Below are 18,395 nucleotides of genomic sequence, written 5' to 3'. Positions count from 1 at the left end.
TTCAGCAGGAAGAAGCGGGCGGATGGTCCGCGAGAACGGATTCGTAGAGCCGGAGAAACCGCGGGCCCTGATGCGCTATGTCGAGTCGGGCGGCCTCGTGCCGGGACCAGCGGTGGAGGCTGTCACAGGTCTCCGGGGCTGCGGCTAGGGTGATGATCTTCCGCGCCAGGGCACCGGCGTCTCCGGGCGGAACCAGCAGTTCCGCGCCGGGGCCGGTGAGGACGGAGGCGAAGCCGGGATTGGCGGCGGCGACGGGCAGGCTGCCGGCGGCCATCGCCTCTGTGAGCACAAGACCGAAGCTTTCGCCATATGGCGCCGGGGCGAGGCAGAAATCGGCGGCGGCCAGCAGCACCTGTGCTGCGGCGTCGTCCGGGCGGCGCACAAGGTGCAGTCTGTCGGAACGGGCGGCGTCGACCTGCGGGCGCAGTGGTCCGTCGCCAGCGATGGTGAGATGCGCGTCGGGCAGCGCCGCGGCAATGCGCGGCCAGGCGTCGAGCAGCACGTCGACGCCCTTGCGCGGCTCCAGCCGGCCGAGGAAAACCAGCGAAAGCCCCTTGCGCCGCACCGGCGACCGGCCCGCCGTGACCCAGGGAGACAGGTCGATGGCAGGCGGCAGGATCTGCGGTTCGAGGCCGGGCAGCAGGCGGCGCAGCATCGGCAGCGGCGCCCCGGACGGGATCACGACGGCGCGCGATTGCGGCAGGAGGCGCCGCGCGCTCCGTCGGATGAAGCGGTCGGCGATTGAATTCAGGCCGGATTCGGGAAGCGTGGCGTGGACCGTGGTAACTGCGGGCAGGGCGAGGGCGCGGAACATCTGGGCCGTAAGAAACGGTGTCCACGGCGTGTGCATGTGCACAAGCTCCGCGCCCCAGAGCTTCAGTTCGCGGGCAAGGGCGCGCAGGGCGGCGCGGCTGGCCCAGCTGACCTCGAATTCGGTGCCATGAAGGGCCAGCTTCCGGGCGTGGCCGATGCTGGTGATTTTGCCGTCGGCGCCGGTCTGGCCGCCCGGGGAGGGCGGGGCGATGATGCGGGTTCTGTGCCCCTCGCTCTCCAGCCATGCGGAGAGGTCACGGACGTGCCGCTGCACGCCGCCCGGGCGATCCATCGCGTAAGGGCAGAGCTGGACGATTTTCACGGGCGGAGATGCGGTAGCAACGCGTCGCCGATGTCGAGCAGGCTGTAGAGCAGGAGCAAGGTTGCCGCCACGCCTAGCCACACGCCCGTGAGCGCCAGGAACGGAAACAGGCCGGACAGGCCGGAGACGAAGACTATGGGCAGGTCGGCGAGGCGCAGCGGCGCCGGGTCTGCGTCGTCCAGTCCGCCGAGCCGCTCTCGCAGCATGCGGGCGAAAAGGCGCGTCCAGGCCGCGACAAGGGCCAGTGCGGTCCAGCCAAAGCCGGTGCCGAGGGTGCGGTCAGCGAGGAGGCCGATGGCGATGTAGAGGCAGGCCCATTGCACCATGTCGACGAACAGGTCGAACTCTGCCCCGGCGGGCGACGTGCGGCCGGTCACGCGGGCGAGGGTGCCGTCGGCGCAGTCGAGGATCTGGAACAGGACGGCCGCGACGACCACCGCCCAGGGGGCGGCGGAGAGCGGCACGCCCCAGGCGAGGAACGGCAGAGAAAGGGCGATGAAAAGGCCCACCCCGGTGACGGGCATCGGCCCGATGCCGAGGCGTGCGAAACTCCAGACGAAGGGCAGGCTGGGTACCCGGTAAAGCAGGGTCAGCGACCACGCGCTGCGCAATTCGTCGGCGATGCGCTTGCCGCGCAGGTCGGCGGCGATCCGGCCGATGCCAACCTTTTCATTTTCCTGCACGTTCATCGCTGCCTGCCGTCTTGATGCCGTGCCCCCCCTAGCATACCGTTCGGGTCAAGGCACGCCCGGTTCGCGCGCGGACCGGGACGAGGAAAGGGCAGGCATGACCGGGATCACGGCCGTCATCGTTGCGGCGGGCATGGGCATTCGGATGGGGCCGCTTGGAAAGATGGTTCCCAAAGGCATGCTGCCGATGGGCGGAGAGACCCTGATCTCGCAATCTCTGGCCAGCCTTAGGGCTTTCGGGGTACCGAAGATCCGGATCGTCACCGGCCATCTCGCGGATCATTTTCAGTCGGCACACGGGTCAGATGCAGATGTGGAACTGGTGCACAACCCAGCCTATGCGGTGACGGGCAGCCTGTTGTCGCTGCTGACAGGGCTGAAGGACCTGTCGGGCCCGTGCCTCGTGCTGGAATCGGACCTTGTCTATGCGCCGCAGGCGCTTGCGGCTGCGCTGGACGGGGAGACGCGGCTGCTGACGTCGGGTCCGACCCGGGCGGGGGACGAGGTTTATGTCTGGACCGGGCCGGGGAAGCACCTTGCCGCGATTTCGAAGGACCTGTCTGTGCGGCCGGAACCACCCTATGGCGAGCTGGTCGGAATCACCCGGCTGAGCGCCGAAGCGGTCGAGGCTTTGCGGGAGGTCGGCCCGAGAGTGCTCGCCCGTGTGCCGGACGAACATTACGAAGCGGGCATCGTCGAACTCGGACGCGAACTGCCGGTCGAGGTATTCCGCATCGACGATCTGCCTTGGGCCGAGGTTGATAACCTGTCGATGCTGGAGCGGGCCGAACGCGTTGTCTATCCTTGGATTGTCGAGGCGCGGAAAGAGATCACGTCGCCCGCCTGATCAGCAGAACCGCGACCGCCAGCCCGGCCAGCAGCGGTGTCAGCAGGGCGACGGGCGCGGACAGCGTGCCAAGCTCGCCAAGGCTCCAGAAAGTCTTGATGGCGGCGGTATAGCCGTAGCCAGCCGCGGCAAACGCGATCTGGTGCGGGATCAGCACGCGTCGGCCTTCGAAGCCAAGATGGGCAAGGCCCGCCGCCAGCAATGCGACCACTCCGGGCAGGAACCATGCGACGCGGCGGCGCCAGATCGCGGTTTCGATGTCGGCGATGTTCTCGGGCGGGTCCGGCATAGCGGCAATGGCGTGAAGCGGCCCATTGGGCAGGTAGAAGCCGGGGACGTCGTGGTACTGCAGCTGCTCGGGGATGAGAGCGAGGTCGAGGGTGCCGTCTGGCGCGGACAATGGTGCGGCGCCGGTCCCGGCGTTGCCGGGCTCCCATCGCGTGACGCCCTCCATCTGCCAGACCAGCGGCGTGGCGGTCGGCAAGATGCGCGCGGCCCCATCGATTGCTTGAAGCTGATCATCGCGAATGCCGTGGAAGATGACCGCGTTACGCATCTGGGCGTCGCTGTCGCGCAGGATGTCGGCACGGATCGCCGTATCGCCCGCGACCAGCCAGGTGTTGTCGCGCCATGTACGTGGAAATCGCTGTGCGTAGCTGCCAAAGCCGGTCTCCACCTGCGCCCAGATCGCCGCCGGCCGCCAGCGCGTTTCCAGCGCCCAGTGGACACTGCCGAGGACAAGCGCCACCCAGAGCAGGGCCGCGAAGCCGCGCGCGGGCGTCGCGCCGGCGGCGGCGAGCATTACGCTTTCCAGCCGCATCCGGCGGAAGATCTCGATCAGGAACACGCCGAAGAATGTGGCCATCGGCAACATGCGGGTGACGATGTCGACCCCGCGCTGGCCGAGATACGGGAAGAGGAGCGTAGGCAGGAACACGCCCTGACGCTGTGCGGCGGTGCGCAGCTTGGGGAAATTTCCGGCCAGGTCGATGGTGTAGGCGATCATCAGCAGGATGAAGAGGATCAGCAGGACGCCTGCCAGATACTCCGCCGCAGCACGCCGGGTGGCGAGCGCGAAAACGGCGGGCCGGCCCCTCATTCCCGGCCCCGGAGCGGGATGACGATCCGCTCGGCGCGGTGCCGGACGTAGATCAGGGCGGGGGCAAGGCCGAGCGCCAGCAGCGCCATGGCCCCTGCCCAGAACGCCGGATACCCGAGCGCCGCCGCCTCTCCCAGCACGGCGCGACCGCCGACATCCCCGCCGAGAACGAGGATCAGGCCAAGTGGCAGTCCGAGAAAGCGCCCGCGCCGCGTGCCCGCAAGGGCTGCGCCCGCGACCGCGAGCAGCGCGGCGACCGGGCAAAGGAGCGCGGCGGCGACGATTTCGCCGAAGGTGGGTGTAGGGGCGGGCGCTATCGCACCGTCGGCGTTTTCCACCGGTTCGCCGTCCACGGGTCCGCCTGCCTGCAACAGGAAGCGTTCGTTGAAATGGCGACTGCGGTCGACAGCCTCGACGATATCGCCGATCTGCAGCGCTACCTCCACAGTCTGCACATTAACCTGCGCGAAATCGAGCGTGGCCTTTCCCGGTGTGTCGTCTGGCATATCCGTGGGCGGCGGCGCTTCGGCCGCGTCGCCGCGATACTCGCGGAACCGCTTCAGTGCGACCTGATAGGCCCCGTCGTCATCCGGGCCGACAACCGCCCAGTCATCCGCGCGCGCCACCCGCCACCCGCCATCCGCCGTGCCGCTGTAAATGAAAAGAGAGCCGCGTTCGCTGTCCGGTGAGTCGGGCGGGCTGGCGATGATCGTTCGGCCCTCGATCTCCTGGATATGGATGCGGTCGCCGGGGTCAGTGATCGCCTGCAGGATGCGCTGTGACTGCAGGTCGTAATAAGTCAGCCGCAGCAGGTGGTTGGAGGCGGGCGTGATCAGGCCGGAAAAGAGCAGCGACAGCAGCATCGCCAGCAAACCGAATGTCAGCGCGACGCGCGGAATCTTCTGCCAGCGCTCGCCGGCGGCGGCGCAGATGATCAGTTCACGATCCGTCCGGGCGCCGTCGATAGCGAAGTAGAGACCGAGGAACAGCACGATCGGCAGGGCAAAGTCGATGACCTCGGGGGTGCGCAGCAGCAGCAGGCGCAGCAGGTCAAGCGCATGGCCGCCGCTTGAAATCACCGCCTCGAGTTCGGAGGTGAATATCTCGGTGATGAAGATCATGACGATCAGAGCCATCAATCCGAGGAGAACCCGCGACGCGCGCCGGGTCAGCAGCCGGATCATCGGGCTGCGCGTCATGGCAACGGGGTCTCTGGTGTCCGGATCACGGCGCGATGATGCGGTGAAGAGGGCGCCGGTTCAAATGCTTCGCGGCGCACGGGAGGTCAGAACGCGCCCGAGAGGGCAAGGAACCCGATGGTTGTGGCAATCCAGGCGTCGGTGATGTCAAGGAGCCCGCCCTGGTATGGCATGATGCGCGGGTAATCCTTGACCCCCGCGATCCGTTTGAGGCGCGAGGCGCAAAGGTCGCCCGCGACACTGAAGGAGCCAGCAGCGAGCGCGGCAGCGGCGGCCATTGTCACCGGGACGCCAAGGGCAGGGCCCAGCAGCACGGCGGTGAAAACCAGCATCACCGCCCCGGCGATCAGTCCCTCGATGGTCTTGCCGGGGCTGATCTGCGGAAACGCCTTGCGCCGGCCGAAAAGCTTGCCGCCGAGCAGGGCGTAGCTGTCGAAGGTCTCGACCAGCAGGAACGCGGCCAGCAGCAGTGCCGCCTCGCCGCGAAGGCCCGCGGCCGTGAAGACGATGAGAGGCAGGCCGGGAAACAGCACAATGTCGAGCCAGGCGGCCGCAGGGGATGTGCGCGGATCGGAGAAGGCAAGAACCAGTGCACCGATCAGCGCGAACAGGGCCAGCATCGCGACATTGGCTGCAAACACTTCAGAAAGGTATACCGAGCCCAGCCAGCCGAGCGCGGCCAGTCCGATGCCGAAGCCAAGGGCGGGCCATGGGCTTTCGTCGGGAAGGCGCACGCGGGCCGCCTCGTATCCGGTTCGGGCGGCATGCAGAAGGAGGGCGGCGGTCAATATCCAGCCACCGGCCCAGAGCGCGCCGACGGCGACACCGACGATGACGACCTCGGTCAGAAGGATCGGCAGCGCGTCGCGCGCTGTGGCCGCGGTAGCCGGGACGACGGCCAGTACCAGCACCAGCAGCGCGCCGAACGCCAGCAATACAAGGCAGGCCTGTGCCAGCAGCGCGATCTCCGGCATCATTTGCGGGTCTTCCGCACGATCCCCGCCTGCCAGCGTCGCAACCCCGGCGCCAGCAGCGAATGCAGCCAGAGAAGCGCGGTCATCTGCCAGCCGGGGGTGACGGCAAAACGTCCCTTGTCCGTGCGTTTGAGGATGACCCGGGCCACGTCTTCGGGCGACCACAACCCGCCGCTTGCGGTGATGAGCTTCGTCGCTTCTGGTTTCAGCCGTTCCTCGGTTTCCAGCATGGGCGTTTCGGTGTCGGGAGGATAGGCGAGCGTGACCGAAATGCCCCGGGGCGCCAGTTCCACCCGCAGCACCTCCGCCAGACCGCGCACGGCGAATTTGGACGGGGCGTAGGCGCCATAACCGTAGATGCCGAAGAAGGCGGAGCCCGAGCCGACGAAAACCAGATTCGCGCCCTCGGGCATCGCCACTGCGCAGGCACGGGCGAAATAGAGCGCGCCGAAGTAGTTGATCTGCATCTGGTATTCGTGCGCGTCGATGCGCTGTTCCAGAAACTCGCCCGGTTCGGCCACGCCGGCATTGGCGATGGCGTAGCCGGGCGCGCCGAGTTCCTCGATGGCCTGCGACACCGAGGCCTCGACCGAGGCGCGGTTGGCGACGTCGCAGGGATAGGCGCGGACATTCGGACCGATCGCTTCAGCTGCGGCCTGCAACTTGTTGGGACGTCTTGCGAAAATCGCGACAGGGTGGCCGCGCTCGGCGAGCTGCCGGGCAAGGGCCAGGCCGATACCGCTGGAGCCGCCGGTGATGAAGGCGGGGCGTTTGTCGGGGGTGTTCATTCGGTGTCGCCTTCGGCGAAGGCGAGCAACCGGTCATGCGCCTCCGGGTCGTCCATCTGCACCGGCGGATGCTTGAACAGGAAGGCGCAGGCATCGGGGATCGCGCCTGCAAGTCCCCGGTCACGCGCGATCCGGGCAATGCGGATCGCAGTAAGGGCCATGGCAGCGGCATTCGGGCTGTCTTCCACCTCCAGCCGCAGTTCGACGCTGGTGCGCGCGCCGCCCAGCAGCCGGCCTTCGAGGCGGACATATGCGACCTTGCGGTCCTGCAGCCATGGCACGTAATCCGACGGCCCGATACGGATGTCGCCATCGGCGAGGCGGGTGTCCATCGCGGCCTGCACGGCCTCTGTCTTCGACTCGCGTTTCGTTGCCAGCCGGTCCATGTCCATCATGTTGAGGAAGTCGGTATTGCCGCCGACGTTCAGCTGGTAGGTGCGGTCGATCTTCACGCCGCGCATATCCGCCAGATGCGCCAGCGCGCGATGGATGACGGTCGCGCCGAACTGCGCTTTGAAATCGTCGCCAAGGATCGGAAGGCCAGCCTCTTCGAACCGCAGCGCCCAAGCAGGCTTCGAAGCGAGGAAGACAGGGATGCCGTTGACCACTGCGCAGCCTGCGGCGAGCGCGCAGTCAGCGTAGAATTCCACCGCTGCAGTGGAACCGACCGGCAGGAACAGGATCAAAACCCCGGCCTGCGCGGCCCTGAGCTTTGCAACCACCTCGTCCCGTGTCAGGGCCGGGGCGTCTGACGGCGCGAAACTCAAATCGGACGGTTGATTGCGCATATAGGCGGAGATGCCGTCGAGATCGGGACCGCGATGTACCTGCGCCGGCTGATCATCCAGCCTGTCCCAGAAAACCTCGGTGCAGTTGGGCGTGGCGAGGACCGCTTCGCCAATGGGCCGGTTCACCTTGCGCGCGTCGATGTCGAAGCCCGCGACAATCTCGACATCCTCCGGTCGGTATCCGCCCAGCACCGGAAAGCTGACGCCGACCGCCTCTTCCCCCATGGCGCGGCAATAGGAAACCGCCTGCACCAGCGATGACGCGCAGTTCCCAACCCCTGCTATAGCCGTTCTGATGCGACCGCTTTGGGTCTTCGCCATGTATAGCCCGTTACAGTCCCGTTACTCTGGGCCAATCTCTTGGCACGGGTCGCGGCGCGGTGCCAGCAACTTCCGGTCTAATTCCGGGTTAAGGCCGGTATTCCCCGCCCGCGACGCTGAAATACTCCGAAATCGCGCCGCCGTCCGGCAGCACGCCGTGCAGAGACAGCCCGTTCACGCGCGGGATCAGCCCGGTATCGTCGACCTCGGCATAGGCATAGACGGCACGCGCGGTCTGTCCGCCGATCCGGCCCAGCAACTGCGCCTGACCGGGGGCGGTCTGCATCAGCAGCATGGACAGCTGGGGAAGCGGGTTTAGCCACACGGTATACTGATCTGGCTCGGGCCGTTTGCGGATCTGCATCCCGAAGGCGAGGATCTTTTCGATCGGTTTCAGCGGCATTCGTTCCCCCGCATCCCCGTAGCGGCGCCAGTAGATCTCGGCCGCATCGGGAAAGACCAGCTGCCCGTCGCCGTCATAGCGCGCCGTGAAGACGATGGTGTTCGCGTTGATCGACCGCTGCAGGTAAAAGATCTGGTTCGGCTCGTCCGGCACCGGCCACTCCGGCTGCAACAGCGGGACTCTGGGCTGTTCCGCCACCTTCACGCTGCGCAATGTCGCCGCCCCCGCCGGCAAGGCTGGCAGAAGGGCGGCGGCCCCGCTCGACAGGATCATGGCGCGGCGATTCATGATCGCAGTCATACGCTGGCCCGGAAGACCTGGCGAGATGGATTGCAGAGCCGTCGGCGGTGTTTTGCAGAGCGGCTCAGACCGTGGCGAGACGGGGAACCGACCGGACCCGCGTCGCGCCCGCCACCACGTCGACGGCACGCAGTATATCGGCCTCGTCATGTTCGGCGGAAAAGAAGAAGCGGATCCGCGGCTGATCCTTCGGCACGCCGATCTGCACGATGGGCGGGGCGTAGATACCGCTGTTCATCAGCGCCTGGCTGACCATCATCGTCTCTTCGGCGCTGTCGAAGAACAGCGGAACGACGGCAGCGCCGATTGCCTTGCCCGGATCGAGTCCCGCATCGCGCGCGGCATCCCGGAACAGAAGCGACTTGCGCTTCAGCCGCTCCACGCGATCCGGTTCCCGCCGCAGGATGTGCAGCGCGGCATTCGCGCTGGCCACCGTCGCGGGCGACAGGCCGACCGAATAGACGAAGCCGGGCAGGGTGAAACGCAGCCATGCGATCACGTCGGCAGAGGCACAGATGAACCCGCCCGAGGACACGAAGCTTTTCGACAGGGTGCCGACCGACAGTTCGATTTCCGCTGGATCGATGCCGAAATGCTCGCAAACGCCCCGCCCGTTGCGGCCCAGCACACCGAAGGAATGCGCCTCGTCCACCAGAAGCCAGGCGTCGTGGCGCTTCTTCATCTCGATCAGGCGGGGCAGGTCGGGGATATCTCCATCCATCGAATAAAGACCCTCGACCACGATCAGGACGTGACGGTATTCGCCCCGCGCCGCGGTCAGCTTTGCCGCCAGATCGTCGAGGTCGTTATGCGCGAAGGTCTTGCACTCGAACCGGCCGGACCGCGCGCCCACGACGATGGAGTTGTGGGCCAGCGAGTCGATCAGCACCAGGTCGCGCGGTCCCAGCAGGTGGTTGATCAGCGACAGATTGGTCAGGTAGCCGGAGATCAGCGTCAGTACGTCGCCGACGCCAAGGAATTTCGCGAGGTTCCGTTCCAGCGCGCGATGCGCGGTGCGCTCGCCGCCGACAAGACGCGAGGCGCCGACTCCCGCGCCGTGGGTGTGCAGCGCGTCGGACGCGGCACCCAGCACCTCCGGATGGCGGGCAAGTCCGAGGTAGTCGTAATGCGCCAGGCTGACATAGCCATCGGGCCGCGCGGCATACATCTGTTCCAGCCGGTCGACGGGAACGAAATAGGGGTGGCCCTTTTCGATGATCGACTTGCCAGCCAGCCGGAACCGCCTTTCGGCGACAGCCTGAAACCCCGGCCTTTCCGGCTTTGCCTCAGTCGCCATCACTGCCTCCTTCTGCGGCCTGCTGCCCGACCCGCTGCTTAAATCGCAAACTTGTTGTCACACTACCGTAACTGTCGGGTGCAGCAATAGTGATGCCCGGCTAAGTCCGGATAGTCACGCGGAAACGTGACGCACCCCTGTTTCTGGGCCTGGAAGATCAGTGTTTCCACCGCAGTCTTAGGAAATGGTTAAACGATGTCGCGCATGGCGCGGACCGGCGTGTCTTATCTGTATTCGCCCGTAGTAGAAGGCTGGCGCAATTGCGCGACCGGATTGATGCCGGTTCGCAATGTGCTTTCTCATGATCTCGCGTACCAGCGCACGGGCGTCGTGACTGTGCACGGTGCCATGCAATAGCGCATACTCCCGGCCCCAGTTGCAGCCCGGAGTTCCGCGTTCTAGGAGCTATTCACAGGTTAACGAAGGGATCAGGCGGAATGACGGTGCGGAGTAAGGGGGCCGGGTGGTGATCGGGGAATTCGCGCTGATCTTCGTCGCGATCGCAATGGGTGGCCTGCTGAAGGGTGCGATCGGGGCAGGAGCGCCGGTTCTGGCCGTTCCGGTCCTCGCATTGTTCTTCGACGTGCAGCTTGCGGTGGCGGTGATGGTCGTGCCGAACCTGCTGAGCAACTTGTGGCAGGGCTGGTTCTACCGGCGTGACATGCTGCCGAACGCCTTCACCTGGGGTTTCGCAACATCCGGCGGCATCGGCGTGCTGATCGGCACCGTTATTCTGGCCAGCGTTCCCGCACAGGTCCTGCTGATCGCGGTGGCGGCCACCGTTTTCGGCTACATCGCGTTCCGTCTCGCGCGACCGGACTGGGTGCTGAGCTATACCGCCGCCCTGCGCGCGGTCTGGCCCACGGGGACCGTCGCAGGCGTGCTGCAGGGGGCGACCGGCATCTCCGCGCCTGTCTCGATCACCTTCCTCAACTCGATGAAGCTGAAACGCGAGAGTTTCATCGCAACGATATCCGTCTTCTTCGCGCTGATCTCGGCGCTGCAGATCCCGGTTTTGTGGTGGTACGGGATCATGACGCCACAGAGGTTCCTCTACGGGCTGCTGGCGATGATTCCGCTGTTCGGCGCCATGCCGGTGGGCAATTTCATCGCCCGGCACCTGCCGCCCAGGGTTTTCGACCGGGTGATCCTGGTGCTGCTGGCACTCATCGCGGTCCGGATGATTTTCAAGGCGCTGCAATAGCTTCCGATGGGAAGCTCAGAAATCCGCCTCGTGCTCGATCACCTCGCACAGATGACTCGCGCAGCCGACCAGCGCGGCATAGTCGTCCGACACCACCGACACGCCGAAATTCTGCATGAACCCGGCAAAGCGGCCCTTGTCGCGGAAAGCGTCGTCGAAACCGAAGCGCTCCAGATAAGGCGCGAAAGCCGTCGCGACGCCGCCGATCAGGTAGATCCCGCCGAAGGGCAGCATGGTCAGAGCGAGGTTTCCGACGACGGAGCCCAGCAGCCGCACATAGACGCGCGCGGTTTCCTCGGCACGCGGATCGCTGCCTTCGGCCAGCGCCTCCATGATCTCCTTGGCGCGGACTTCGCGGACCGCGCCCTGCTCGTGGCCCAGCCAGGCGTAGATGCGTTCCAGCCCGCGGCCCGCCAGCACATCCTCGATGCCGGGGAAGCCATGCGCCGTCTCGACGAATTTCGCGAGGCGCAGATCGGCCTCGTTCCGGATCGGCATGTTCGCATGCCCCGCCTCGGCGGGCGGCACGATCCGGCCCTTGCGGGTGTGATAGACGGTGGCAGAGTTGAAGCCGGTGCCGGCGCCCACCACCAGCCGGGTGGCGTCGGGCACTGCGTCGGGCATCGGGATCACGGTTTGCAGGCTTTCGGGCTTCAGGTGTTCCAGCGCAAAGCCCTGCGCCTGCAGGTCGTTCAGGATCGATACGGTTTCAGCCTGCGTCGCCCGCGCCAGCGTGTCCGTGTCGATGCGCCAGTCAAGGTTGGTCAGCTGCCCGACACCGTTGCGAACCGGGCCCGCCACGGCAACGCAGGCGCCGGCGCAGTCGACGTCATCCTCGGACTCGAGATACTCGCGCAGGACCGTCTCCAGCCCCGGATATTCGGCGTTCCGGTAGCGGCGCACGGTGCCATGTACGATGTCGAGCCCCTCGGCGAGGGCGACGCGTGTGTTCGTCCCGCCGATATCGGCGACAAGGGAATAGCGGTCGGGCTGTCTGGTCATGGTCCTACTTGGCCAGGGCTTTCTTCAGCGCGTCATAAGAGGCTTTCGGCGTGCGTTCCAGAGTGTCGAAGTCGACATGGATCAGACCGAAGCGTTTTTCGTATCCCAACGCCCATTCGTAATTGTCCAGCAGCGACCAGATGAAATAGCCGCGAACGTCGGTGCCATCGGCGATGGCGCGTTTCACGACCCCAAGGTGTTGTTGCAGGTAGTCGATGCGGTGCTGATCGTTCACGGCACCGTTTCGGACCACGTCCGCCGCCGACATGCCGTTCTCCGTTACGTAGATCGGGATGTTCCGGGCATAGGCGTCGCCGACACGCTTGATCATCTGGTACAGGCCCTCGGGATAGATCTCCCATCCCATCGTCGTCTGCGGCAGGTCGCCGACACCTTCCTTGAAATCGCCGAACAGGCCGGACTCACCCGGCGAGATCAGCTTGCGGGTGTAGTAGTTGATTCCCGCCCAGTCGACCGGCGCCGAGATCGCCTTCATGTCGTCCTGCCAGTTCGTCGGCATATGCGGCTCCAGCCCCTCGAGCACGTCGGCGGGATAGGTGCCCGAATAGATGCCGGACAGGAACCAGCGGTTATAGATCCCGTCGTAAAGATGCGCGGCCTTGGCGGCCTCCTCGGTGCCGTCGGCGGGCAGGGGCCATTCGTGGTTGGTCACGGCGCCGAGGTTCTTCATGCCCAGCCCGCGCATTACCTCGATCGACCGGCCATGCGCCAGCAGGACGTGGTGCATCGCCCGCGCGGCGGCGCGGATGTCGCGGATGCCGGGGGCATGCAGACCCATGAAATGCGACAGCCACGCCACGCACCACGGCTCGTTGATCGGGGCGGCGGCATGCACGCGGTCGCCGATGCGGCCCATGATCACCTTGGTGAAATCGCCGAACCACTCGGCGATGTCGCGGTTGCGCCAGCCGCCGAGATCGGCCAGCGGCGAGGGCAGTTCCCAGTGATAGAGCGTCGGGAAGGGTTTGAGCCCGCGCTCCAGCATCGCGTCGACGAGCCGGTCGTAGAAATCGAGTCCTTCCGGGTTCGGCTTACCGCGCCCTTCCGGCAGGACCCGCGCCCAGGACGTCGAGAAGCGGTAGGCATCGACCCCCATTTTTGCCAGAAGATCAAAGTCTTCCTCGTATCTGTTATAGTGATCGCAGGCCCGCGATCCGTTCTCTGCCCGCACCACATTCCCGGGCGTCGCGGCGAAATCGTCCCAATGGGTGCGGCCGGCGCCACCCTGGGCGTGGCCCTCGATCTGGTAGGACGAGGTCGACGCCCCGAAGACAAAGCCCTTGGGGAATTCGGCGCGTATGGGAAGCATGGATACCTCTTAATCAGGTTTGGTTCGTAGGGGCGGGACCGGTCGACTGGCCCACCGTGAGTTCGGCCTCCAGCAGGCAGTGTTGCGCCGGCTGGTCGGGGTTCTGGACGAGGTCGATCACCCGTTCGGCACAGATGCGCCCCGCCTGCCGCACCGAGGAGCGGGTGGCGGTGAAGATCGGAACCTCGCGTCCGTTCGACAGGTAGGACAGATCGTCGTCATGGGTAATGATCGAAACGTCGCGCGCAAGTTTCAGCTCTGCCAATTCGACGGCGCGGCGCACGCCCATGGCGGCGATCATCGACGAACAGAGGAAAGCGGTCGGCGGCTCGGTAAGGGCCAGCATTTCTGTCGTCGCATCGAATCCATAGGCCTCGGTCATCTCTCCGGACCGTATCAATGCGTCGTCGTTCTCAAGCCCGCGTTCCTCGAGCGCCTCGACATAGCCCATCAGGCGCCGCTCGGCGAAATCCATCGAGACGAGACCGTTGATCAGGGCGATGCGGCGGTGGCCGAGGTCCAGCAGGAACTCCGTGGCACGTCGAAAGGCGCTGAGGTTGTTCACGTCCACCCAGTCGTAATCGTCGATCCGCCGCGACATGCGGCCATGCACCACGAAGGGCAGGCCGATCTTGCGCAGCATTTCGACGCGGGTGTCGTCGATCCGGGGGCCATGAACGATGATCCCGTCGACGGATCCCTTGGCGGCGAGTTCTCGGTATGCGCGTTCCTCTTCGTCGTCGGGAACGAGTGACAACACCATGTCATATCCGTGCCTTAGATAGCTCTCGCCGGCCCCGGCGATGAAGTCCGCAAAGATCGGGTTCACCATTTCATGCTGCGACGACACCGGAATGACATGCCCCACGGCCATGGCCCGGCCTGTCGCAAGGCTTTTCGCGCGGGCGTTCGGGCGATAGTTGTGTTTTGCGGCGGCTTCGAGGATCTTGCGGCGCGTCGCCTCGGCAACCTCGGGATAGCCGTTCAGCGCGCGGCTCACTGTGGTTTGCGAGAGGCCCAGCTTTTCCGACAGTTCCTTGAGGTTCATGCACGTTCCGGTGGTCAAAGCGCTTTGAGGCAATTTCGAAACTACGCGCGGATGGCAGCGGCGTCAAAACATTCAATTTCTGCGCTGCGTCATTGCAGGTGCAGAATTCCCTTTAATTCTTCGTACCTTGACGATTGCGCATTGACAGTTAACCTCAGATGAAAGAGCCTGACGGCGCCCAAAGCGCTTTGGAAATCGATTCAGGCGCTCAGTTCACCTTGGAAGGCGCCAGCGCGCCAGATCGGGAGGGAAATCCATGAAACATCTACTCTACACCGGCGCAGCATCTGTCGCGCTGGTTGCCGGTTCGGCAAATGCCGAACAGATTACCGTTTTCGGTCCGTGGATCGGTCCGGACCAGGAGCATGTCGAGGTCATTCTGAACGCCTTCGCCGAGGAATCCGGCCATGACGTGCGTTACACCGGCTCGGACAGCTTCGAGCAGCAGATCCAGATCGACGCCGAGGCCGGATCGGCCCCGAACGTCTCGGTGTTCCCGCAACCTGCGCTGGCCGCGAACCTCGCCGCGCGCGGGTTCCTGACGCCGCTGGCCGACGGAACCGCGGACTGGGTGAAGGACAACTACGCCGCCGGCCAGTCCTGGGTCGATCTCGGCACCTATGCGGACGAGAACGGCGAAGACCGGCTCTTCGGTTTCTTCTACAAGGTCGATCTGAAGTCGCTGGTCTGGTACATCCCCGAAAACTTCGAGGATTTCGGCTACGAAGTGCCGGAATCCATGGAAGACCTGAAGGCGCTGACCGAACAGATGGTCGAGGATGGCGAAACGCCGTGGTGCATCGGCCTCGGGTCCGGCGGCGCTACCGGCTGGCCCGCGACCGACTGGGTCGAGGACCTGATGCTGCGCACGCAGCCGCCCGAGGTCTACGACGAATGGGTGTCGAACGAGATCCCGTTCGATGACGAACGCGTGGTGGCCGCCATCGACGAATTCGGCTGGTTTGCCAAGAACGACGATTTCGTCGCGGGCGGCTCCGGGGCGGTCGGGTCCACCGACTTCCGCGATTCCCCCAAGGGTCTGTTCGATGTGCCGGCGCAGTGCATGATGCACCGTCAGGCGTCGTTCATCCCGTCCTTCTTCCCGGAAGGCACGGTCGTGGGTGAGGATGTCGACTTCTTCTACTTCCCGGCCTACGCGGAGAAGGACCTGGGCAACCCGGTTCTTGGCGCCGGCACGCTGTGGGCGATCACCAACGACAGCCCCGCCGCGCACGAGCTGATCGCGTTCCTGGAAACACCGGAAGCACATGAACTGTGGATGGCGCGCAAGGGCTTCCTGACGCCGCATACCGGCGTTGACCTCGACGTCTTCTCCGACCCGACCCTGCGCAAGATGAACGAGATCCTGCTGGGCGCGACCACCTTCCGCTTCGACGCGTCGGACCTGATGCCACCGGCCGTGGGTCAGGGGTCGTTCTGGACCGGCATGGTCGACTTCGTCGGCGGCAAGTCGGCCGAAGACGTCGCTTCGGAAATCCAGGCAAGCTGGCCGTAAGCCTGCCTGACACATAACGAAAATCGGTGACCCGGGGCGTTCCGCGCCTCGGGTCGTCGGCAAGATACGGGTGAAACAAGCGGCATCGATCCGTGTCACCCGCGCGAAGGGAGGGCGGCATGCATCCGGCATTACTGGCAGTCATCACGATCGCGATCGGCGTCGGTGGCTGTATCGGGTATTTCTACCTGTCGAACCTGTTCCTCGATAAGGTCCTGTTCCCGGCGAAGGGCCCGAACATCGGCCAGAACATAAACCGCGCCAACGCGATCCGCCCCTGGCTGTTCCTGTTTCCCGCGATGTTCGCCCTTGGGCTCTACCTTGCCTATCCCGTGTTCGAGACGCTGCGGCTGAGCTTCTTCAACCGCTCCCTCGGGCAGTATGTCGGCTTCGACAACTACGCCCGGATGTTCGGAGAGCCGAAATTCCTCGAAGCACTGCGCAACAATTTCCTTTGGCTCCTGATCGTGCCCGCTGCCTCCACCGCCTTCGGGCTGATGGCGGCGCAGCTGACCGACCGCATTAAGTGGGGCAACCTTGCCAAGTCGCTGGTCTTCATGCCGATGGCCATCAGCTTTGTCGGTGCATCGGTGATCTGGAAGCTGGTCTATGACGCCAAGCCGCTGGGGCAGGAGCAGATCGGCATCCTGAACGCCATCTACCTTGGCCTTGGCGGAAGTGAACCGCAGCAATGGCTGACCATCCCCCTGTGGAACAACATGTTCCTGATGATCGTGCTGATCTGGATCCAGACCGGCTTTGCCATGGTGATCCTGTCCGCCGCCCTGCGCGGTATCCCCGAGGAAACCATCGAGGCGGCGATCATCGACGGCGCGAACCCGTTCCAGATCTTCTTCAAGATCAAGGTGCCGCAGATCGCGGGCACCATCGTCGTGGTCTGGACCACGATCACGCTGGTCGTGCTGAAGATCTTCGACATCGTATTTGCGATGACCAACGGCCAGTGGAATACGCAGGTTCTGGCCAACTACATGTACGACAAGCTGTTCCGCGCCGGTGACTGGGGCGTCGGCTCCGCCTCGGCGATCGTGATCATGGTCCTGGTGCTGCCGATCCTTGTCTGGAACGTGCGCTCGGCCCGGAAGGAGATGCGGTAATGGACAACATCGCTGGTTCCAAGGCTGGCCTCACCTGGGCCGTTCACCTTTCCGTCGCCCTGCTGGTCTTCGTCTGGATGGTGCCGACCGTGGGCCTGTTCATCTCGTCGTTCCGCACGGCGGACCAGATCTCCTCCACCGGCTGGTGGAAGGCGGCCTTTCCGATCGAACAGAACCTGACCCTGCGGACGGCGGCGCCGGACACGCAGGTGCAGGAAGGCGACCAGTTCGTAGTCACCGGCAACCTCTTCGAAGAGGCGGAAAGCACGGTCTCCAACCTTTCGGCCTTTGCGATTTCGGCCAGGGATATCGGCGCTTACCAGCCCGGAGAGACGGCCGAAATGCGTGACGGTTCCAGAATCACGGTCGAGGAGAACGGCGACTATCGCCTGGAGAGCGCCGAAGCCTTCGAGGGCAGCCGTGGCGAGCGGGTGTTTGTTACCGCAACCGTGCCACCGGAATTCACGCTCGCGAACTACGATCAGGTGCTGGGTAAGGATGTAGCCAGGAACATCGTCATCTACGCGGTCGCCTCGCTACTGTTCGGCTTTGCCCTGACGCTGATCTTCCGAAGCTACGAAACCGGCGTGATGTCCTTTGCGCATTACATCGGTGGTTTCCTGCTGTTCTTCGCGCTGATCGCGATATTCGGTCTCAGCAGTGGCAAGGTCGCGGGCGCGCAGTCCACCGACGACATGTCGCGAGCCTTCATGTCCACACTGACGGTGACGATCCCGGCCACGATCATCCCCATCGTGATCGCAGCCTTCGCCGCATACGCGCTGGCGTGGATGGATTTCCCTGGTCGCGCGCTGCTGATCGCCTTCGTCGTGGCGCTGCTCGTCGTGCCGCTGCAACTGGCGCTGATCCCGCTCCTGAAGCTTCACCTCGCCATCGGCATCGGCAAGGGCTACCTCGGGGTCTGGCTGGCGCATACCGGCTTTGGCCTGCCGCTGGCGATCTACCTGCTCCGGAACTACATGGTCGGCCTGCCGCGCGACATCATCGAGAATGCCAAGGTCGACGGCGCCACCGATTACCAGATCTTCGTGCGGATCATCCTGCCGCTCAGTTTCCCGGCGCTCGCCAGCTTCGCGATCTTCCAGTTCCTGTGGACGTGGAACGACCTGCTGGTCGCCAAGGTCTTCCTGATCGACGCCACCGGCGACACGACCGTGATGACCAACCAGATCGTCGAACTTCTCGGCACCCGTGGCGGCAATTGGGAAATCCTGGCAACGGCTGCCTTCGTGTCCATCGCCGTTCCGCTGCTGGTGTTCTTCATGATGCAGAAATACCTGGTCCGCGGCCTTCTGGCCGGGTCCGTCAAGTAAGTA

Annotated in this window: 17 protein-coding genes; 5 read left to right on the top strand and 12 right to left on the bottom strand. The window is 65.0% G+C overall.

Going from position 1 to position 18,395, the window contains the following annotated elements:
* Position 1: 1 nt before the first annotated feature.
* Both HCO70_RS09585 and HCO70_RS09580 read right to left on the bottom strand, forming a co-directional pair.
* Positions 2-1,135: a glycosyltransferase family 4 protein gene (locus HCO70_RS09585; RefSeq protein ID WP_172295311.1), complete on the bottom strand. Its 1,134-nt coding sequence runs from the start codon at positions 1,133-1,135 to the stop codon at positions 2-4.
* Positions 1,132-1,824: a CDP-alcohol phosphatidyltransferase family protein gene (locus HCO70_RS09580; protein WP_216665312.1), complete on the bottom strand. Its 693-nt coding sequence runs from the start codon at positions 1,822-1,824 to the stop codon at positions 1,132-1,134. The genes HCO70_RS09585 and HCO70_RS09580 overlap by 4 nt, the downstream gene beginning before the upstream one ends.
* Positions 1,825-1,921: 97 nt before the next feature.
* Between HCO70_RS09580 and HCO70_RS09575 the strand changes: the two genes are divergently transcribed.
* Complete coding sequence (locus HCO70_RS09575) at positions 1,922-2,671, top strand: NTP transferase domain-containing protein (RefSeq protein ID WP_172295309.1); 750 nt, start codon at positions 1,922-1,924, stop codon at positions 2,669-2,671.
* Here the strand turns inward: HCO70_RS09575 and HCO70_RS09570 are convergent.
* The 7 genes from HCO70_RS09570 to HCO70_RS09540 form a co-directional block, all read right to left on the bottom strand.
* Positions 2,655-3,770: an LptF/LptG family permease gene (locus HCO70_RS09570; protein ID WP_172295307.1), complete on the bottom strand. Its 1,116-nt coding sequence runs from the start codon at positions 3,768-3,770 to the stop codon at positions 2,655-2,657. The genes HCO70_RS09575 and HCO70_RS09570 overlap by 17 nt on opposite strands.
* Positions 3,767-4,969 carry an LptF/LptG family permease gene (locus HCO70_RS09565; protein WP_172295305.1) on the bottom strand — a complete coding sequence of 401 codons (1,203 nt, stop codon included), beginning with the start codon at positions 4,967-4,969 and terminating at the stop codon, positions 3,767-3,769. The genes HCO70_RS09570 and HCO70_RS09565 overlap by 4 nt, the downstream gene beginning before the upstream one ends.
* 86 nt (positions 4,970-5,055) lie before the next feature.
* Positions 5,056-5,946 (bottom strand): phosphatidate cytidylyltransferase, encoded by an 891-nt coding sequence (locus HCO70_RS09560; RefSeq protein ID WP_172295303.1) that lies wholly within the window; start codon positions 5,944-5,946, stop codon positions 5,056-5,058.
* Complete coding sequence (locus HCO70_RS09555; protein WP_172295301.1) at positions 5,943-6,731, bottom strand: SDR family oxidoreductase; 789 nt, start codon at positions 6,729-6,731, stop codon at positions 5,943-5,945. The genes HCO70_RS09560 and HCO70_RS09555 overlap by 4 nt, the downstream gene beginning before the upstream one ends.
* Positions 6,728-7,840 carry an inositol-3-phosphate synthase gene (locus HCO70_RS09550; protein ID WP_172295299.1) on the bottom strand — a complete coding sequence of 371 codons (1,113 nt, stop codon included), beginning with the start codon at positions 7,838-7,840 and terminating at the stop codon, positions 6,728-6,730. Before HCO70_RS09550 ends, HCO70_RS09555 begins: the two co-directional genes overlap by 4 nt.
* Positions 7,841-7,928: 88 nt before the next feature.
* On the bottom strand, positions 7,929-8,543 hold the full coding sequence (locus tag HCO70_RS09545) for a DUF4833 domain-containing protein (RefSeq protein ID WP_216665311.1): 615 nt from the start codon (positions 8,541-8,543) through the stop codon (positions 7,929-7,931).
* A gap of 64 nt (positions 8,544-8,607) precedes the next feature.
* Positions 8,608-9,840: an aminotransferase class I/II-fold pyridoxal phosphate-dependent enzyme gene (locus HCO70_RS09540; protein WP_172295295.1), complete on the bottom strand. Its 1,233-nt coding sequence runs from the start codon at positions 9,838-9,840 to the stop codon at positions 8,608-8,610.
* 466 nt (positions 9,841-10,306) lie between these two features.
* Here HCO70_RS09540 and HCO70_RS09535 point away from each other — a divergent pair, with 466 nt between their 5' ends.
* Positions 10,307-11,044, top strand: a complete 738-nt coding sequence (locus tag HCO70_RS09535) for a sulfite exporter TauE/SafE family protein (protein WP_371742178.1) — start codon at positions 10,307-10,309, stop codon at positions 11,042-11,044.
* Positions 11,045-11,059: 15 nt separating this feature from the next.
* Here the strand turns inward: HCO70_RS09535 and HCO70_RS09530 are convergent, their stop codons facing one another.
* The 3 genes from HCO70_RS09530 to HCO70_RS09520 are packed head-to-tail and all read right to left on the bottom strand — an operon-like array spanning position 11,060 to position 14,424.
* Positions 11,060-12,046 carry an ROK family protein gene (locus tag HCO70_RS09530; protein WP_172295293.1) on the bottom strand — a complete coding sequence of 329 codons (987 nt, stop codon included), beginning with the start codon at positions 12,044-12,046 and terminating at the stop codon, positions 11,060-11,062.
* A gap of 4 nt (positions 12,047-12,050) precedes the next feature.
* Positions 12,051-13,376 (bottom strand): GH1 family beta-glucosidase, encoded by a 1,326-nt coding sequence (locus tag HCO70_RS09525; RefSeq protein ID WP_172295291.1) that lies wholly within the window; start codon positions 13,374-13,376, stop codon positions 12,051-12,053.
* 13 nt (positions 13,377-13,389) lie between these two features.
* On the bottom strand, positions 13,390-14,424 hold the full coding sequence (locus HCO70_RS09520; RefSeq protein WP_172295289.1) for a LacI family DNA-binding transcriptional regulator: 1,035 nt from the start codon (positions 14,422-14,424) through the stop codon (positions 13,390-13,392).
* Positions 14,425-14,680: 256 nt separating this feature from the next.
* Between HCO70_RS09520 and HCO70_RS09515 the strand changes: the two genes are divergently transcribed.
* The 3 genes from HCO70_RS09515 (at position 14,681) to HCO70_RS24815 (ending at position 18,392) form a co-directional block, all read left to right on the top strand.
* Positions 14,681-15,940: an ABC transporter substrate-binding protein gene (locus HCO70_RS09515; RefSeq protein ID WP_172295287.1), complete on the top strand. Its 1,260-nt coding sequence runs from the start codon at positions 14,681-14,683 to the stop codon at positions 15,938-15,940.
* Positions 15,941-16,059: 119 nt separating this feature from the next.
* Positions 16,060-17,058: a carbohydrate ABC transporter permease gene (locus HCO70_RS09510; protein ID WP_172295285.1), complete on the top strand. Its 999-nt coding sequence runs from the start codon at positions 16,060-16,062 to the stop codon at positions 17,056-17,058.
* Positions 17,058-18,392, top strand: coding sequence for a carbohydrate ABC transporter permease (locus HCO70_RS24815; protein WP_253913146.1), 1,335 nt, complete (start codon positions 17,058-17,060; stop codon positions 18,390-18,392). Before HCO70_RS09510 ends, HCO70_RS24815 begins: the two co-directional genes overlap by 1 nt.
* The last annotated feature ends 3 nt before the right edge of the window (positions 18,393-18,395 follow it).

It is taken from the genome of Pseudoruegeria sp. HB172150, from assembly GCF_013184805.1.
Lineage (GTDB): Bacteria > Pseudomonadota > Alphaproteobacteria > Rhodobacterales > Rhodobacteraceae > Psychromarinibacter.
The sequence above is the reverse complement of the archived record's forward strand: the minus strand, read 5'-3'. Positions and strand labels throughout refer to the sequence as shown.

Coding starts and splice junctions, on each gene's coding strand:
- HCO70_RS09580 (WP_216665312.1), bottom strand. CDS start 1,824: ATGAACGTGCAGGAAAATGAAAAGGTTGGCATCGGCCGGATCGCCGCC.
- HCO70_RS09575 (WP_172295309.1), top strand. CDS start 1,922: ATGACCGGGATCACGGCCGTCATCGTTGCGGCGGGCATGGGCATTCGG.
- HCO70_RS09570 (WP_172295307.1), bottom strand. CDS start 3,770: ATGAGGGGCCGGCCCGCCGTTTTCGCGCTCGCCACCCGGCGTGCTGCG.
- HCO70_RS09565 (WP_172295305.1), bottom strand. CDS start 4,969: ATGACGCGCAGCCCGATGATCCGGCTGCTGACCCGGCGCGCGTCGCGG.
- HCO70_RS09560 (WP_172295303.1), bottom strand. CDS start 5,946: ATGATGCCGGAGATCGCGCTGCTGGCACAGGCCTGCCTTGTATTGCTG.
- HCO70_RS09555 (WP_172295301.1), bottom strand. CDS start 6,731: ATGAACACCCCCGACAAACGCCCCGCCTTCATCACCGGCGGCTCCAGC.
- HCO70_RS09550 (WP_172295299.1), bottom strand. CDS start 7,840: ATGGCGAAGACCCAAAGCGGTCGCATCAGAACGGCTATAGCAGGGGTT.
- HCO70_RS09545 (WP_216665311.1), bottom strand. CDS start 8,543: ATGACTGCGATCATGAATCGCCGCGCCATGATCCTGTCGAGCGGGGCC.
- HCO70_RS09540 (WP_172295295.1), bottom strand. CDS start 9,840: ATGGCGACTGAGGCAAAGCCGGAAAGGCCGGGGTTTCAGGCTGTCGCC.
- HCO70_RS09530 (WP_172295293.1), bottom strand. CDS start 12,046: ATGACCAGACAGCCCGACCGCTATTCCCTTGTCGCCGATATCGGCGGG.
- HCO70_RS09525 (WP_172295291.1), bottom strand. CDS start 13,376: ATGCTTCCCATACGCGCCGAATTCCCCAAGGGCTTTGTCTTCGGGGCG.
- HCO70_RS09520 (WP_172295289.1), bottom strand. CDS start 14,424: ATGAACCTCAAGGAACTGTCGGAAAAGCTGGGCCTCTCGCAAACCACA.
- HCO70_RS09515 (WP_172295287.1), top strand. CDS start 14,681: ATGAAACATCTACTCTACACCGGCGCAGCATCTGTCGCGCTGGTTGCC.
- HCO70_RS09510 (WP_172295285.1), top strand. CDS start 16,060: ATGCATCCGGCATTACTGGCAGTCATCACGATCGCGATCGGCGTCGGT.
- HCO70_RS24815 (WP_253913146.1), top strand. CDS start 17,058: ATGGACAACATCGCTGGTTCCAAGGCTGGCCTCACCTGGGCCGTTCAC.